Below are 13,334 nucleotides of genomic sequence, written 5' to 3' on the forward strand. Positions count from 1 at the left end.
CGCGTTGCTCGCCGCCGTCGTCCTCGCGTCGGGATGCGGATCGGTCACCACCTCGCTCCGAGACGCGGCACCGCCATCCCCCACGATCCGGACGTCGAGCCGGCCGACCACGCCCGAACCCGCCGGCGCCTTGGACGAACGGGCGACGGCGACCTCGGCGCCGACCATGACCAGGGCGGCTCCCACGCGGACGCCGGCACCGGCGCCGACAAGGAGGGTCCACAAGCCCAAGCCGGCCCCGCGGGCGACCCGGGCCGCGCGCCCGCCTCGGCCGTCGATCCGTAGCGGAGTCCACCCCGGCGCGTTCTGCTCACCAGTGGGCGCGCTCGGCAGGACCGGCTCCGGCACCTTGATGAGGTGCGGTTACGGTGCCGGGACGCGGGCCCGCTGGCGCAGCGCGTGACGAGGGGCGGGCGTCCCTGAACGACCGGTGCGCCGGATACCGCCCGCGCCGAGCAGGCCAGAGGCCTGCGGTCGGCGGTGCGCACGTCGCCCTCCCGGTGATGATCGGGCTGACACGAAAGACGGAAGTGGTCAGTCTGGCTTGCCCGGGGCTGGGGGCCGGTTCAGTTGGCTGCGGGCAGGGACAGGTGCAGGCGGACACCCCGCGGAAGCGGTTCGGCGCGTACGGTGCCCGCGTGCGCCTCGGCGATCTGCCGCACGATGGCCAGGCCGAGGCCTGATCCGGGCAGCGCGCGGGCCTCGCGCGCGCGGTAGAAGCGGTCGAAGACGAAGGGCAGGTCGTCCGGTGCGATGCCGGGCCCTTGGTCGCTCACCGAAAGGATGCCCGGTGGTGTGACCCGTACCAGCACCTCACCGCCTGCCGGGCTCCATTTGACCGCGTTGTCGATGAGGTTGGTGGCGGCTCGTTCGACGGCGTCGGCGTCGGCGCGTACGAGGCACTGCGCGAGTTCGGTGCGCAGGCACACCTGCGGCGCGCGGGCTCGCGTCCTGGCGACCGCATGTTCCGCGATCAGATCGAGGCGGACGTCTTCGATGTGCATCTGGATGTCGCCGTACCTGGCCAGCTCGACCAGGTCGTTGACCAGAACGCGCAGCTCTGCGGCCTGGGCACGGGCCTCGTGGACGAGGGCGGGGGCCTGCGGGTCGGCGGTGCCGCGGCCCTCCTGCAGCAGCTCCAGATTGGTGATGAGGCTGGTGAGGGGGGTACGCAGCTCGTGGGAGCCATCCGCGACCAGGCGCCGCTGGGCGAGCATCGACTCGCGTAGTGCGCTTGTCATCGTGGTGAAGGAGCGCGCCAGACGGCCCACCTCGTCGCGCCCGCCGCTGTCCAGGCCGTCGGCGGTGAGCTTACCGGTGGCGGTGATCTGCTCGACCGCGTCGGTCAGCCGGGCGATGGGACGCAGTACTCGCCCGGCGGCGAGACGCGCGCCCGCTCCGGCGATCAGCGCGCCGCCGACGGTCAGCGCCGCCAGCAGGAGCCGCAGCTGTGCGAGCGTCGCCGCGTCCTGGTCCAGCGCAACGGCGGTGCGCACCAACCCATTTCGCAGGAGCAGCGGAGCGGTGTAGACGCGGTAACGGACCCCGTTGTAGCTGGTCTCCTGAAAGTAGGCGGCGCCGTCGCCCCGCGCCACGTCGGCGTCCCGGCTGGTGACCGGCACGAATCCCGGAGCGGCGCCGGCAGTGACGGGAGGGGGGAAGAGTTGCAGCAGGGTGGTGCCCACGTTGATCGGCGGCGAGGGCATGGGCACGTCGGTGGCCTTGAGCGCGCTGAGCAGGCGGGGCGTCTGCCCGGCGGCCACCACCAACTCCCCGTCGTGCCGGCCGGCCAGCCCCGCCGCCATGGCCGGGTACAGCACCAGGGAGGCGGCCAGCAGCGCTACCGCCACGACGGCGGCCACGGCCACGGCGACCCGCGTGCGCAACGTCACGGCTCCTCCCGCAACACGTATCCCAGCCCCCGGACGGTCTGGATCAGCCGCGGCTCGCCTGCGGCCTCCAGCTTGGCCCGCAGGTAGCTGATGTAGACCCAGAGCGCGTTGGAGGATGGGCCGAAATCGTAGCCCCAGACGGCGTCGAAGATCACGCTACGGCTCAGCACCCGGTTCGGGTTGCGCAGGAACACCTTCAGCAGCGTGTACTCGGTTCTCGTCAGATCGAGCAGCCTTCCGCCGCGGTGAGCCACGCAGGCCGCAGCGTCCAGTTCGAGATCGGCGAAACGCAGCAGCTCCTGCGCCGCGCCGCTGCGCCTGAGCAGCGCGCGCAGGCGAGCCCGCAGCTCTTCCAGCGCGAATGGCTTGACCAGGTAGTCGTCAGCCCCGGCGTCCAAGCCGGCGACCCGGTCTGTGACCAGGTCGCGGGCGGTGAGCATCAGGATCGGGGTACGGTCTCCGCCCGCCCGCAGACGGCGGCACACCGCCAGCCCGTCGAGCCCGGGCATCATGATGTCCAGCACCACCGCGTCCTGCCTGCCGCCGCCTGCCGCCTCCAGCGCGTGCAGGCCGTCGGCGGCGGTGCTCACGTGATAGCCCTCACGGGTGAGCGCACGCGTCAGGGAGCGGCGTACCGCCTCGTCGTCGTCGGCCACAAGGACGTGCATGATCCCACTCTCCCCGTCGAGCTCACCGCCGCCTAGCCCCGCCCGCCCTAATGGTCTTAGGGCTTGCCGGCGCCCGGTGAGGCTGAATCCTCAGGCGGCTGGGCCGCCCGCTTGACCGCGTCCGGGGCCTGCTTGACCGCGTCCGGGGCCTGCTTGATCGCGTCCTGGCCCTGCTTGATCGGGTCCAGAGCCTGCTTGACCCGGGCCAGTGCCTGCCTCAGCTGTTCCGTGGAGATGCCCAGACGGTCGGCCACCGCGTGGAAGCTCGGCGAGTCCGGCTGCAGCCCGCCCCGCTCGTCGGCGTGCGCGAACAGTTCCTGCAGGGCCGAGGTCGCCTGGTCGAGGCTGATGCCCAACTCGGCGGCCAGTGCCGGGGCCAGTTCCTCGGTGCCGATCGGTTCGTCCTTGCTGTTGGCCTTGGCCTTCTCATCGGCAGGGTCAGCGGCCCGGCTCCCCACCGTGGCCGGGTCGCACTTGACAGCGGGGGGTTCCTGACCGGCCGAGGCCGCCACGGCCCCCGATCCGCTCAGCCCTAGCACCGCGATCACCCCGGCGACCACGACGGCCCTTCGTCGATTCATGACCTCCTCCTTCCGCGCCGGCGCCTTGTCCGGCGACCTCTGTCAGCTAATCCGGGCCACCTTCACCACGCCGTCGGCGAACCTTAGAAACGCCCTAGAACGTCATCGCCGGCAAAACCCGCCCCTCGTATCCCGGCCTGCATCCGTGATCATCCGAGGTTCGGGGCGGGTGACGCGTTCGTTGACGGCACCCCTATGTCGGCACCCGGGCGCCGGTGATCAACGACGCCGCGGGCCGAACCACCTTCTGGGCGCGGCTGCGTCCGCCTCCGCCGGTGGGCGGGTGAATCTGGCGCGGGCAGCGAGTTCGATGGTGACGACGATCGCGATCGCCTCGACGGCGAGCAGCGCGATGAGGACGAACAGCTGGACGGCGCCGGCGGCGAGCGGGGTGGCGCCGGCGAGCAGCATGCCGACGAACGCGCCCGGGAGAGTGACCAGGCCGACCGTGCGGGTCTGGTCGAGCGCGGGCATGAGGGCGGTGGCGGCCTGCGGCCGGCAGATCTCCACGGCGGCCTCCCTGTCGGTGAAGCCGATGGCCAGGGCGGCCTCGACCTCACCGCGCCGCTGGATGAGCTCGTCGAGGGCGCGGCGTCCCGCCAGCGAGGTGGCGGTCAGCGCGCCGCCGATGAGGATTCCCGCGATGGGGATCACCGCTATTCCGCGCGGCGGCACCAGGCCGGTGGCCAGCAGGACCGCGAGGACCGGCAGGGCACCGGCACCGATGGGGACAAGGGCCCACCAGGCCGTCCGGTCGCTGGTGATGCGCCGCCCCGCGGTACCGCCGGCGACCAGGAACATGACGAGCACGAACGCGGCGATCAACAGCAGCGACCTGGTGATCGAGGTGATCACCAGGGACACGGCCGCGAGTTGCGCGGCGGCCCGTGCCGATGCGCCGAGCGCGGCCCGGCCGTATCCCAGCCGGCCGAACGCCGCGACACCGGCGGCGGCGATGACCAGCGCGCCCATGACGACGCCCAGCACCGGCGTGACCGGAAGCAGCGTGGAGGCGGTGAGGTGGCTCAATGTCGTTGCCTAGGAGTGCGCGAGGCCGGCGGATCCGGTGCCGCCCACCCTGGCGGCGACTCCGTCCAGTACGCAGGCGAGGCCGAAGTCGAAGCGCTGGTCCGGGCCGGTGTCTTCGGCGTCGAGTACCAGGCGGGCGAACTGCGGGTAGGCGCCGCTCGCGATGACGTCGCGGATGTAGGGAGCGACGCTGTCTCGCCACTGATCCTCGGTGAGGCCGGATCGCCGCCGTGCCTGCTCGTCGGCGAGTTCCCGGGCGACGGTGCCGAAGACGTACGCCAGGACCGTGTCGACGACGTTGGCGGCGAGGGTGATGTCCGGAGTGAGCGCGGTGGCGGTGGTGAGCGCGACGTCGTACCGGCGCAGCGAGTTCGCGCCGAGGGCCGGGCGGCCGGCGAGCTCGGAGCCGAGCCACGGGTGGCGAAGCATCGTGGCGCGGACGTGGCGGGCGACCTCGCTAAGGTCGGCCCGCCAGTCGCCGGACAGCGGCGGCGGGCCGGCTTCGCCCTGCACCGTGTCGATCATCAGATCCAGCAGGTCGTCGCGGCTGGCCACGTACCGGTAGAGCGAGGCCGTCCCGGAGCCGAGATCGGCGGCGACGCGACGCATCGACAGCGCGGACAGCCCTTCGGCGTCGGCGATCCGGATAGCGGTGTGCACGATCTGCTCCACGCTCGGGGCCTGACGGCGTGGGGTGCGCCGGTCCTTGCTCCACACCAGGACGGGCGCGGGCTCCTTCCCCGGATCGGTCATCACGGGCCTCCTCCTCTGTTGCGAACAGCGTACCGCAATGGCTACGATGTGTCTGTTTGAGCACGCCGTAGCCACAAGAGAGCACCCGGGTGCTCGCCCTCGAGAGCCGGACGAACCCCGGCGGATGAGAAGAGGGCTCCGCCTCCGGCGCACCAGGGGGCACCGATAGGCTGAGACCGGTGCGCCGGGAAGTCTGGTCGGCAGTCTCGACCCGACCCTGGAAAGCGAGCCCATGCCCAGCACCACTCGCAGCGCCCCCCGCCTGTTCGGCCGCGGCTCGTGGCCCGAGACCCGCCGCATCGCCGCCATCCTGCGCCGGGAGACCATCGGCGGCGCCTTGCTGCTGGCCGGGGCGGCGCTGGCGCTCGTGTGGGCCAATTCGCCGTGGGCCGGCGCCTACGAGGCGCTGCAGGGCGCCCGGATCGGCCCGGCGGGGTTGCACCTGGACCTGACCATGGCCCAGTGGGCCGGCGACGGGCTGCTGGCGATCTTCTTCTTCGTCGCCGGGCTGGAGCTGAAACGCGAGTTCGTCGCCGGTGACCTGAGTGAGCTCAGGCGGGCCGTCGTGCCCATCGCCGCCGCCGTCGGTGGCGTCATCGCGCCGGCCGCCATCTACTTGATCGTCAACACCGGTGCCGCCGGCGGCGCGGTGCGAGGCTGGGCCGTGCCCACCGCCACCGACATCGCCTTCGCCCTGGCCGTGCTCGCCGTCGTCGGCCGTCACCTGCCCTCGGCGTTGCGCACCTTCCTGCTCACGCTGGCCGTGGTCGACGACCTGCTGGCCATCGTCATCATCGCCGTCTTCTACACCGAGCACCTGCAGGTGGCCTGGCTGTCGGCGGCGCTCGTACCGCTGGCGGCCTTCACCGTGCTGGTCCAGCGGCGCGTGCGCTCCTGGTGGCTGCTGCTGCCGCCGGCCGCCGCCACGTGGGTCCTGGTGCACGCGGCCGGGATCCACGCCACCGTCGCGGGCGTGCTGCTCGCCTTCGCCGTGCCGGTCGTCCGCAGGCGGCGCGCCGGCGGCCCGGAAGCGGGACCGGGCCTGGCCGAGCACTTCGAGCACCGCTTCCGGCCGCTGTCGGCCGCCGTGGCCGTGCCCGTCTTCGCCCTGCTGTCCGCCGGGGTGCACCTCGGCGGCGCCGACGGGCTGCGCACCGCACTCGGCGACCCTGTGGCCCTGGGCGTCGTCATCGGCCTGGTGGCCGGCAAGCCGCTCGGAATCATGGCCGCCACCTGGCTGACGGCCAGCTTCACCCGGGCCGACCTGGACGAGGGACTGGGCTGGATCGACGTCGCGGGCCTGGCGATCCTCGCCGGGATCGGGTTCACCGTCTCCCTGCTGATCGGGGAGCTGGCCTTCGGCATAGGAAGCCTGCGCGACGAGCACGTCAAGGTCGCCGTGCTGACCGGCTCCCTGATCGCCGCCATGCTGGCCGCCGTCGTGCTGCGGCTTCGCAACCGCGCCTACCGCCGGCTTCATCGGGCCGAGACCGAAGACCGCGACCATGACGGCGTCCCCGATGCCTACGCCCCACCCGAGGAGACCGGCAAGTGACCGCGGCCCGGCCGCGGCTGTGGCCGGGGGCGAGAGCTCATCCCGGGGCCGGCGCTTTGGCGGCGGGCGCCGGAAGCGATCGGTTCCGCGCTCGCCGCGCCTCACTCGCGAGCGTCACCGCGAGCAGGAGCACGAGCACCACGGCGATGACGGTGAGCCCCGCGGCGACACCGATGGTGGGTGCGGCGAACATGGTGAGCAGCACGAGCGCCACCGCGACGCCGATCGACTCCGGTCGCACGACGTTGCGGCTCACGAGGGGGGCGTGCAGTACCCACAGCATGACGAGCACCACGGCGGCGGGGATGCCGACCAAGGCGACCACGGCGCCCGCGCCCGCCTCGATGTGGTGCTCGCCCTCGCCCGCCGACGCGACGGCGGCCTCGAGTCCCGCGCCGAGCGCCGCGAGCGCCGCGAATATCGCGTAGTGCCCGTAGCCCCAGAAGAACGACCTGTCGCGTCGCTCCTCGAGCCCCTCGCCGGCCGGCTCGGAGAAGTAGATCCACCACAGCGCGAACAGGATGACCAGACCGGCCATCGCGATGACGACGAGGCGGGCGCTCAGCCCGTTCTCGACCGCGCCACGCACGGCGTTCGTCGCCGCGAGCACGCTCTCGCCGAGCAAGATGATCGTGAACAGCCCGTACCGTTCGGCGATGTGGTGCGGGTGCCACGCCGTCGTCCCGGTGCGCTCCGCGAACGGGGGCACGGCGAGGTCGAGCGCCACGAGCACGAAGAACAGCCAGAACGGCCCGTCCCCTGGCAGGGCTAGCCTGGACACCCAGAGCACCTGAACCAGCGAGACTCCGATCGCGTAGCGAAGAGCCGTCGTCCGGCCCTCGGGGTGCGCGATCGCCGCGCGCAGCCACAGGCTCACCAGCCCGGCCCGCATGACGAGGTAGCCGACCGTCACGGTGGTGAACTCGCCCTCGAACGCCGCGGGCACCCCGGCGGCGAGCACGAGCACGCCGGCCATCTGCATGAGGGTCATGACGCGGTAGGGCACGTCGTCGGTGTCGTACGCGGAGGCGAACCAGGTGAAGTTCATCCACGCCCACCAGATGGCGAAGAAGACCATGAGGAACGGCACTGCCGCCTCGAGGCCGTGCCCCTGTTCCGTCGCGTGCGCGAGCCGCCCAGCGACCTGCGACACCGCGGCGACGAAGGTCAGGTCGAAGAGCAGCTCCAGAGGGCTGGAGGCACGATGCGGCTCTCCCAGGTCGCGGGCCACCATGCGGGTGCGGAGCAGTGACATGCGCGTACTGTATCGGCGCGCGTGACCTCACCCGTGCGAGCACGGTCCGCCCCGGATCCGCCGGCGGCGAGGCGGCCGTTCACCGTGGGTAGGTCGGACGTAGGTCAGGCAGGAAGCTGCGGAGGCAAACGCGATCATGGACTCAGGGGACCCGGGGGCGGCGAGCGCGCTCGATCAGGCCGCTTCGGTCTTCGAGGGCCTGCGTCCCCGGCTCTTCGGTATCGCCTACCGCATGCTCGGCAGCTCGGCGGAGGCCGAGGACGTCGTGCAGGATGTCTGGGTGCGGTGGCAGAGCGCGGACCGCGCGGCCGTCATGGACCCGGCCGCCTTCCTGGCGACGGCGACGACCCGGCTGGCGATGAACGTCGCCCAATCCGCCCGCAGGCGGCGCGAGGCCTACGTCGGCCCATGGCTTCCCGAGCCGGTGGACACCAGCGCCGACCCCTATGCGAGAGCCGAACGCGGCGAGGCGCTGGAGCTGGCGGTCCTGCTTCTCCTGGAGAGACTCACGCCTACGGAACGAGCGGCGTACGTGCTCCGGGAATCGTTCGACTACCCCTACGATCAGATCGCGGCCATCCTGCGGCTGAATGAGGCGAACATCCGCCAGCTCGTCAGCCGCGCGCGCAAGCGTGTCGTCGCCGAGCGCCGCAAGCCGGTGAGCTCGGCCGCGCATCGACGCCTCCTCAAGGCCTTTCTCGCCGCGGCCCGGACCGGCGACCTCGCCGCGCTGGAACGGCTCTTCGCCGTGGACGTCGTCAGTTACTCCGACGGCGGGGGTGCCGTGCGCGGGGTGGCGCGGATACCCGTGGCCGGCCGCACGCGCGTCGCCAAGTTCGTCGCGGCGTTCGCGCCGCGATTCTGGCCTGGTGCGACGATCGCATGGGTCGAGGCGAACGGACGGCCAGGTGTGCTGGTGTCGCACGGTGAGGCCGTCGCCGCACTCGTGACCATCAGCGCCTCGGCGGAAGGCATCGATCAGATCATGTGGGTGATGAACCCGGCCAAACTCGGCAGGATCTCAGCGGCGCTGCCATAAGTGACGGCCCCGCGCCGGGCGACACCGAACAGGTCTGACGAGGCGGTCGCGGTGGCGATCGGGCTGCGGACCGCGGCGGGCGGGACGGTGGCCGGGATCGAGGACAGTTCGGTCCGCGCGCTGGCCAAACTGGAACGGATGCTGCCCTCCCGCCTGCGCCGCCGCGTGAGCACGCTCGCGGCGGCGATGGTCACGCTCCCGGGATCCGGCCCGCCCGTCGACGCCGGCACGCTGGCGGCGATCGCGTCCGCGTGCAGGGACCGCGAACGGCTGCGCTTCGACTACCGCACCCACGACGGCGCGGGCGGAGTCCGGGTGACCGAGCCCCATCGCCTCGTCAACTCCGGGCGCCGCAGAAGAACGGGTCGTCATGGGCCGTCCCGGCGGCCGCGCGCAGGTGGGCCACCTTGTAGCGGGTGTCCAGCTCCCAGTCCAGGTAGAACTCCCGCGCCCGGGGGTTGAGCAGGGCCAGCCTCAGCAGGTTGTCGTTGTGCTCGAGCCCGTCGTACAGACCGGTCGCCACCGCGTTCCTGGCCAGCACGTCCAGCCGCTCGTTCACCACGTAGGCCGCCACCCGGTCCCAGCCGTCCATCAGCAGTCCTGGAGGCCGGCTGCGAAGCCGGCCCTCCGCGAGCCTCCCGGCCGCGACCGGTGACGCCGGGGTGACGCGTGTGGCCGATGAGGACCGGAGTCTTTACCGCCGCATGGCAAGACCCGGCCCGAACGAGAAGCGAGCGGAGATCACTTGGCGGCGGGGCGGGCACGGACGTGGATGCGCTCGCCCTGCGGGCCGAACAGGATGAGGAGCTCCACCGGCTCAGGGCCGGCACTGGCGAAGGCGTGCGGGGTGCGGGTGTCGAACTCGGCGGCCTCCCCCGCGGACAGGACGAGATCGCGCTCGCCCAAAAGCAGCCGCAGCCGGCCGGAGAGGACGTAAAGCCACTCGTAGCCCTCGTGCACCCGCTGTTCGAGATCACACCCGTTCTGGCCGCCCGGGATGACCTGCTTGTAGGCGGCCAACCCGGTCAGCTGGCGGGTGAGCGGCACGAAGGTGCGGCCATGCCGGACGAAGGGACGGGAGTGGACGCGCGGGTCCCCGGTCGCCGGCGCGCCCGCCAGCTCGTCCAGCGGCACCCGGTGGGCCTGGGCCAGCGGCAGCAGCAGCTCCAGGGTGGGTTTGCGCTGCCCCGACTCAAGGCGCGAGAGCGTGCTGAGGGAGATGCCGGTCGCCTCGCTCAGCTGGGCCAGGGTGATGCCGCGCTCGCGGCGCAGGGCGCGCAGGCGCGGGCCCACGGCGGTCAGCACGGCCGTGAAGTCTCTCTCTGCCATGTCCCTATTTGCCATCCCGGCAACAAGGTTTGTCAAGCCGGCGGGTGGTGGCGCAGCATCTGCCGTGAATGGAGGAGGTGCTTCATGACTGAGGCGACAAGCAAGAGTGTGACCGTCTCCCCGCAGGGCGGGGTCCGGCGATATGACGTCGTGGTCGTCGGCGGCGGCGCCGCAGGGCTGAGCGGGGCGTTGACCCTGGCCCGGGCGCGCCGCTCGGTGCTGGTGATCGACGCCGGCCGGCCGCGCAACGCCCCCGCGTCCCATGTCCACGGCTACCTGGGCCGTGAAGGCACGGCGCCGTCGCGGCTGCTGGCCGAGGGCCGGCAGGAGGTGACCGGCTACGGCGGCCAGATCATGGAGGGCGACGTCGTGGCGGCCGAGCGCCTGGAGGCCGGCGGCTTCCGCGTGCTCCTGAAGGACGGTCCGGCGGTGGAGGCGGGCCGACTGCTGGTGACGACCGGTCTGGCCGACGAACTGCCCGAGGTGCCCGGCGTGACCGAGCGGTGGGGGCGCGAGGTGCTGCACTGCCCCTATTGCCACGGCTGGGAGGTCCGCGACCAGCCGCTCGGCATCCTGGCCACCGGCCCGCTGGCGGCCCACCAGGCCCTGCTGTGGCGGCAGTGGAGCAAGGACGTGACGCTCTTCCTGCACACCGCGCCCGAGCCCGGCGAGCAGGAGTCCGAGCAACTCGACGCCCGCGACATCACCGTGGTGCGGGGCGAGGTGACCGGCCTGGAGGTGACCGCCGACCGGCTCACCGGCGTGGCTCTGGCCGACGGCCGGGTGGTCTCCCGCCAGGCCCTGGTGGTCGCCCCCCGCTTCACCGCCCGCGCCGGCCTGCTCACCGCACTCGGCCTCGCGGTGACCGAGCAGGAGCGGGACGGGCACGTGATCGGCTCTTACGTCGCCGCCGATCCTTTCGGAGCGACGGAGCTGCCCGGGGTGTGGGTGGCCGGCAACGTGGCCGACCTGATGGACCAGGTCATCGCGGCCGCCGCGGCGGGTGTGCGCGCCGGCGCGGGGATCAACGCCGACCTGGTGGCCGAGGAGACCCGCCTCGCCGTCGCCGCGCGCCGCAGTCCCTTCTCGGCGCGGGCGGAACGGGAGGCCTGCGAGCGCTCGCTGGGCGACCGCCGGCACGGCCTTTGACCTTTCGGGCCGTCCGCGGCGCCGGCGCGGCGGGGTCACGCCCCGCCGAGCCGTGCAGCAAGAAGGGCAAAAATCTTCTGCCAACTGGCGAGTAATGTCAATTATCGACATTTGTCAGAAACACCCCTTACTGTGCACGCATCGGCACCCCCCACCCAGGAGCCCCCCATGAGATCTCCCGGAACCCGAACCCGATTAGTCCCCACAGCCGGCCGCCTGCTGGCCACCGCGCTCCTCCTGCTCGGCTCCCTGCTGGCGCTCGCCGCCGCCCCGGCGGACGCCGCGCGGGAACCGGCCCTCGCCGCCGCGTTCGCCCGCGCCGCGGCCGCCCATGACGTCCCCCGCGACCTGCTCGTCGCGCTCGCCTACGCCGAGACCCACCTCGACGCGCACGGCGGCAAGCCGAGCGCCAGCGGCGGCTACGGCGTGATGCACCTGGTCAGCAACCCCACCACCCACAGCCTCGAACGGGCCGCCGAGCTCACCGGCCTGCCGGCCGCGAAGCTGCGCGCCGACACCGAGGCCAACGTCCTCGGCGCCGCCGCGCTCCTTAGGGCGTACGCCGACGAGCTCGGCCTGGACGATGCGGCAAGGAAGGACGCCGGGCGGTGGTACGCGGCCGTGGCCAGGTACGGCAACGCCTCCACCCCCGAGATCGCCCGGCTGTACGCCGACACCGTCTACGGGCTGCTCGGCCAGGGCCTGCGGGCGGCGGGGCTGACCGTCACCCCGCGGGAGGTCAGCGCCGACCGGGGCGACTACGCCCGGACGATGGACCTGAACGCGCAGGCCGCCGCCCCCGACTACCCCGACGGCAGCTGGGTGGCCGCGAGCTCGAGCAACTACACCGCCTCCAGCCGTCCGTCGGCCTACGCGATCGACCGGGTCGTCATCCACGTGACGCAGGGCTCCTACGCCGGCACGATCTCCTGGTTCCAGAACCCCAGCGCGCAGGTCTCGGCGCACTACGTGGTCCGCTCCTCCGACGGCGCCGTCACCCAGATGGTGCGCGACAAGGACATCGCCTGGCACGCGGGCAACTGGAGCTACAACACCCGGTCCATCGGGATCGAGCACGAGGGGTACGTCAACGACGCGTCGTGGTTCACCGACGCCATGTACCGAGGCTCGGCGGCGCTGACCCGCTACATCTGCGACAAGTACGGCATCCCGAAGGACCGCAGCCACATCATCGGGCACGTCGAGGTGCCGGGCTCCACCCACACCGACCCCGGCCCGAACTGGGACTGGAACAAGTACATGGGGTATGTGACCGGGAGCACCACCACCTGGTCCACCATCGTCGACAACGCCACCTCCGGCCGGTTCACGGCCGGCGCCAACTGGGGCACCTCCGCCTACTCCGGCCAGCGTTACGGCGCCGACTACCGGTACGCCGACCCGGTGGCCGCCAGCGACCCGGCCTGGTTCCAGGCGAGCATCCCGAGCGCGGGCACCTACCGCGTCGAGGTCTGGTACCCCGCCGACCCCGGCTACAGCAGCTCCGCCCCCTACATCGTCGCCGCCTCGGGCGGCAACCAGACGGTGTACGTCGACCAGCGTTCGGGCGGCGGGGGCTGGCGGAGCATCGGCACCTTCTCCCTCAACGCCGGCACCTTCAACGTGGTCGGGGTGAGCCGCTGGACCTCCGGCACCGGTTATGTGATCGCCGACGCCGTGCGGATCAGCCGCTGAACCCCGCCGTGCGGCCCTGAAAGCAGCACGGCGGGACGACCACGAAACGACGACCACGAAAGGCGGCCACGACAGCGGCGGCCCGCGCCTCGCGAGCGGCGCGGGCCGCCGTGTCGTTCCCGGCCGGACCGAGCGGGACTCCCCCCGCCGGGGACCCCAGTCCCGGGTTTCTCTCCCCCTATGACGTCTCGACCGGCCGGCGGCCCGGCTGCGACACTCCGAGGATCGACCTGCCGCCGCCGGCTCCAGGTAGGGCGAACCATCACCCGCATATCGAGCACGACGAACAACGGCCGCGCCGTCGCGGGGCCCGCGTGCGCACGCGGCCCCCTCCACCGGCGCCCTTCCTGGGCCGTTCGATGATCCACAGACTGTCGGGATCGCCGGCC

At 72.5% G+C, this 13,334-nt stretch carries 13 protein-coding genes and 1 pseudogene; 6 read left to right on the top strand and 8 right to left on the bottom strand.

Annotated features, from left to right (window positions below; all coding sequences use genetic code 11):
- Positions 1-33 precede the first annotated feature (33 nt).
- The gene (locus tag MYF83_RS35290; RefSeq protein WP_248965096.1) at positions 34-285 is read left to right on the top strand and encodes a hypothetical protein; all 252 of its coding nucleotides are present in this window, start codon (positions 34-36) and stop codon (positions 283-285) included.
- 281 nt (positions 286-566) lie between these two features.
- Here the strand turns inward: MYF83_RS35290 and MYF83_RS35295 are convergent, their stop codons facing one another.
- The 5 genes from MYF83_RS35295 to MYF83_RS35315 form a co-directional block, all read right to left on the bottom strand.
- Positions 567-1,892, bottom strand: coding sequence for a sensor histidine kinase (locus MYF83_RS35295; RefSeq protein ID WP_248965097.1), 1,326 nt, complete (start codon positions 1,890-1,892; stop codon positions 567-569).
- Positions 1,889-2,560, bottom strand: coding sequence for a response regulator transcription factor (locus tag MYF83_RS35300; protein WP_248965098.1), 672 nt, complete (start codon positions 2,558-2,560; stop codon positions 1,889-1,891). The genes MYF83_RS35295 and MYF83_RS35300 overlap by 4 nt, the downstream gene beginning before the upstream one ends.
- A gap of 56 nt (positions 2,561-2,616) precedes the next feature.
- Positions 2,617-3,141, bottom strand: coding sequence for a hypothetical protein (locus MYF83_RS35305; protein ID WP_248965099.1), 525 nt, complete (start codon positions 3,139-3,141; stop codon positions 2,617-2,619).
- Between the two features lie 219 nt (positions 3,142-3,360).
- Positions 3,361-4,170, bottom strand: a complete 810-nt coding sequence (locus MYF83_RS35310; RefSeq protein WP_248965100.1) for an ABC transporter permease — start codon at positions 4,168-4,170, stop codon at positions 3,361-3,363.
- 9 nt (positions 4,171-4,179) lie between these two features.
- On the bottom strand, positions 4,180-4,923 hold the full coding sequence (locus MYF83_RS35315; protein WP_248965101.1) for a TetR/AcrR family transcriptional regulator: 744 nt from the start codon (positions 4,921-4,923) through the stop codon (positions 4,180-4,182).
- Between the two features lie 232 nt (positions 4,924-5,155).
- Between MYF83_RS35315 and nhaA the strand changes: the two genes are divergently transcribed.
- Positions 5,156-6,478: a Na+/H+ antiporter NhaA gene (nhaA, locus tag MYF83_RS35320; protein WP_248965102.1), complete on the top strand. Its 1,323-nt coding sequence runs from the start codon at positions 5,156-5,158 to the stop codon at positions 6,476-6,478.
- A 37-nt stretch (positions 6,479-6,515) separates the two neighbouring features.
- Here nhaA and MYF83_RS35325 read toward each other — a convergent pair whose 3' ends face one another.
- Positions 6,516-7,733: a low temperature requirement protein A gene (locus MYF83_RS35325; RefSeq protein ID WP_248965103.1), complete on the bottom strand. Its 1,218-nt coding sequence runs from the start codon at positions 7,731-7,733 to the stop codon at positions 6,516-6,518.
- A gap of 136 nt (positions 7,734-7,869) precedes the next feature.
- Between MYF83_RS35325 and MYF83_RS35330 the strand changes: the two genes are divergently transcribed.
- Both MYF83_RS35330 and MYF83_RS35335 read left to right on the top strand, forming a co-directional pair.
- A complete protein-coding gene (locus MYF83_RS35330) occupies positions 7,870-8,772 on the top strand; it encodes an RNA polymerase sigma-70 factor (RefSeq protein WP_248965104.1) in 903 nt (300 codons plus the stop codon).
- Positions 8,773-8,808: 36 nt separating this feature from the next.
- Positions 8,809-9,126, top strand: a pseudogene (locus MYF83_RS35335) (helix-turn-helix transcriptional regulator); the annotation flags it as partial.
- On the opposite strand, the gene MYF83_RS35340 reads toward MYF83_RS35335, so the two are convergent.
- Together MYF83_RS35340 and MYF83_RS35345 are read right to left on the bottom strand one after the other, a co-directional pair.
- Positions 9,110-9,364, bottom strand: a complete 255-nt coding sequence (locus MYF83_RS35340) for an MmyB family transcriptional regulator (RefSeq protein WP_248965105.1) — start codon at positions 9,362-9,364, stop codon at positions 9,110-9,112. The pseudogene MYF83_RS35335 and the gene MYF83_RS35340 sit on opposite strands and share 17 nt — an antisense overlap.
- A gap of 149 nt (positions 9,365-9,513) precedes the next feature.
- Entirely contained in the window at positions 9,514-10,101 is a 588-nt protein-coding gene (locus tag MYF83_RS35345) for a helix-turn-helix domain-containing protein (RefSeq protein ID WP_248965106.1), read from the bottom strand.
- An 84-nt stretch (positions 10,102-10,185) separates the two neighbouring features.
- On the opposite strand from MYF83_RS35345, the gene MYF83_RS35350 reads away from it, so the two are divergent.
- Complete coding sequence (locus tag MYF83_RS35350; RefSeq protein WP_248965107.1) at positions 10,186-11,250, top strand: NAD(P)/FAD-dependent oxidoreductase; 1,065 nt, start codon at positions 10,186-10,188, stop codon at positions 11,248-11,250.
- Between the two features lie 168 nt (positions 11,251-11,418).
- Positions 11,419-12,945 (top strand): golvesin C-terminal-like domain-containing protein, encoded by a 1,527-nt coding sequence (locus MYF83_RS35355; RefSeq protein ID WP_248965108.1) that lies wholly within the window; start codon positions 11,419-11,421, stop codon positions 12,943-12,945.
- Positions 12,946-13,334 lie beyond the last annotated feature (389 nt).

This window comes from Sphaerisporangium perillae (assembly GCF_023276435.1).
Taxonomy (GTDB): Bacteria; Actinomycetota; Actinomycetes; order Streptosporangiales; family Streptosporangiaceae; genus Sphaerisporangium; species Sphaerisporangium perillae.

Excerpts from the sequence above, each read along its gene's own strand:
- MYF83_RS35290 (WP_248965096.1), top strand. The coding sequence starts at position 34 with ATGCGGATCGGTCACCACCTCGCTCCGAGACGCGGCACCGCCATCCCC.
- MYF83_RS35300 (WP_248965098.1), bottom strand. The coding sequence starts at position 2,560 with ATGCACGTCCTTGTGGCCGACGACGACGAGGCGGTACGCCGCTCCCTG.
- MYF83_RS35305 (WP_248965099.1), bottom strand. The coding sequence starts at position 3,141 with ATGAATCGACGAAGGGCCGTCGTGGTCGCCGGGGTGATCGCGGTGCTA.
- MYF83_RS35315 (WP_248965101.1), bottom strand. The coding sequence starts at position 4,923 with ATGACCGATCCGGGGAAGGAGCCCGCGCCCGTCCTGGTGTGGAGCAAG.
- nhaA (WP_248965102.1), top strand. The coding sequence starts at position 5,156 with ATGCCCAGCACCACTCGCAGCGCCCCCCGCCTGTTCGGCCGCGGCTCG.
- MYF83_RS35325 (WP_248965103.1), bottom strand. The coding sequence starts at position 7,733 with ATGTCACTGCTCCGCACCCGCATGGTGGCCCGCGACCTGGGAGAGCCG.
- MYF83_RS35330 (WP_248965104.1), top strand. The coding sequence starts at position 7,870 with ATGGACTCAGGGGACCCGGGGGCGGCGAGCGCGCTCGATCAGGCCGCT.
- MYF83_RS35340 (WP_248965105.1), bottom strand. The coding sequence starts at position 9,364 with ATGGACGGCTGGGACCGGGTGGCGGCCTACGTGGTGAACGAGCGGCTG.
- MYF83_RS35345 (WP_248965106.1), bottom strand. The coding sequence starts at position 10,101 with ATGGCAGAGAGAGACTTCACGGCCGTGCTGACCGCCGTGGGCCCGCGC.
- MYF83_RS35350 (WP_248965107.1), top strand. The coding sequence starts at position 10,186 with ATGACTGAGGCGACAAGCAAGAGTGTGACCGTCTCCCCGCAGGGCGGG.
- MYF83_RS35355 (WP_248965108.1), top strand. The coding sequence starts at position 11,419 with ATGAGATCTCCCGGAACCCGAACCCGATTAGTCCCCACAGCCGGCCGC.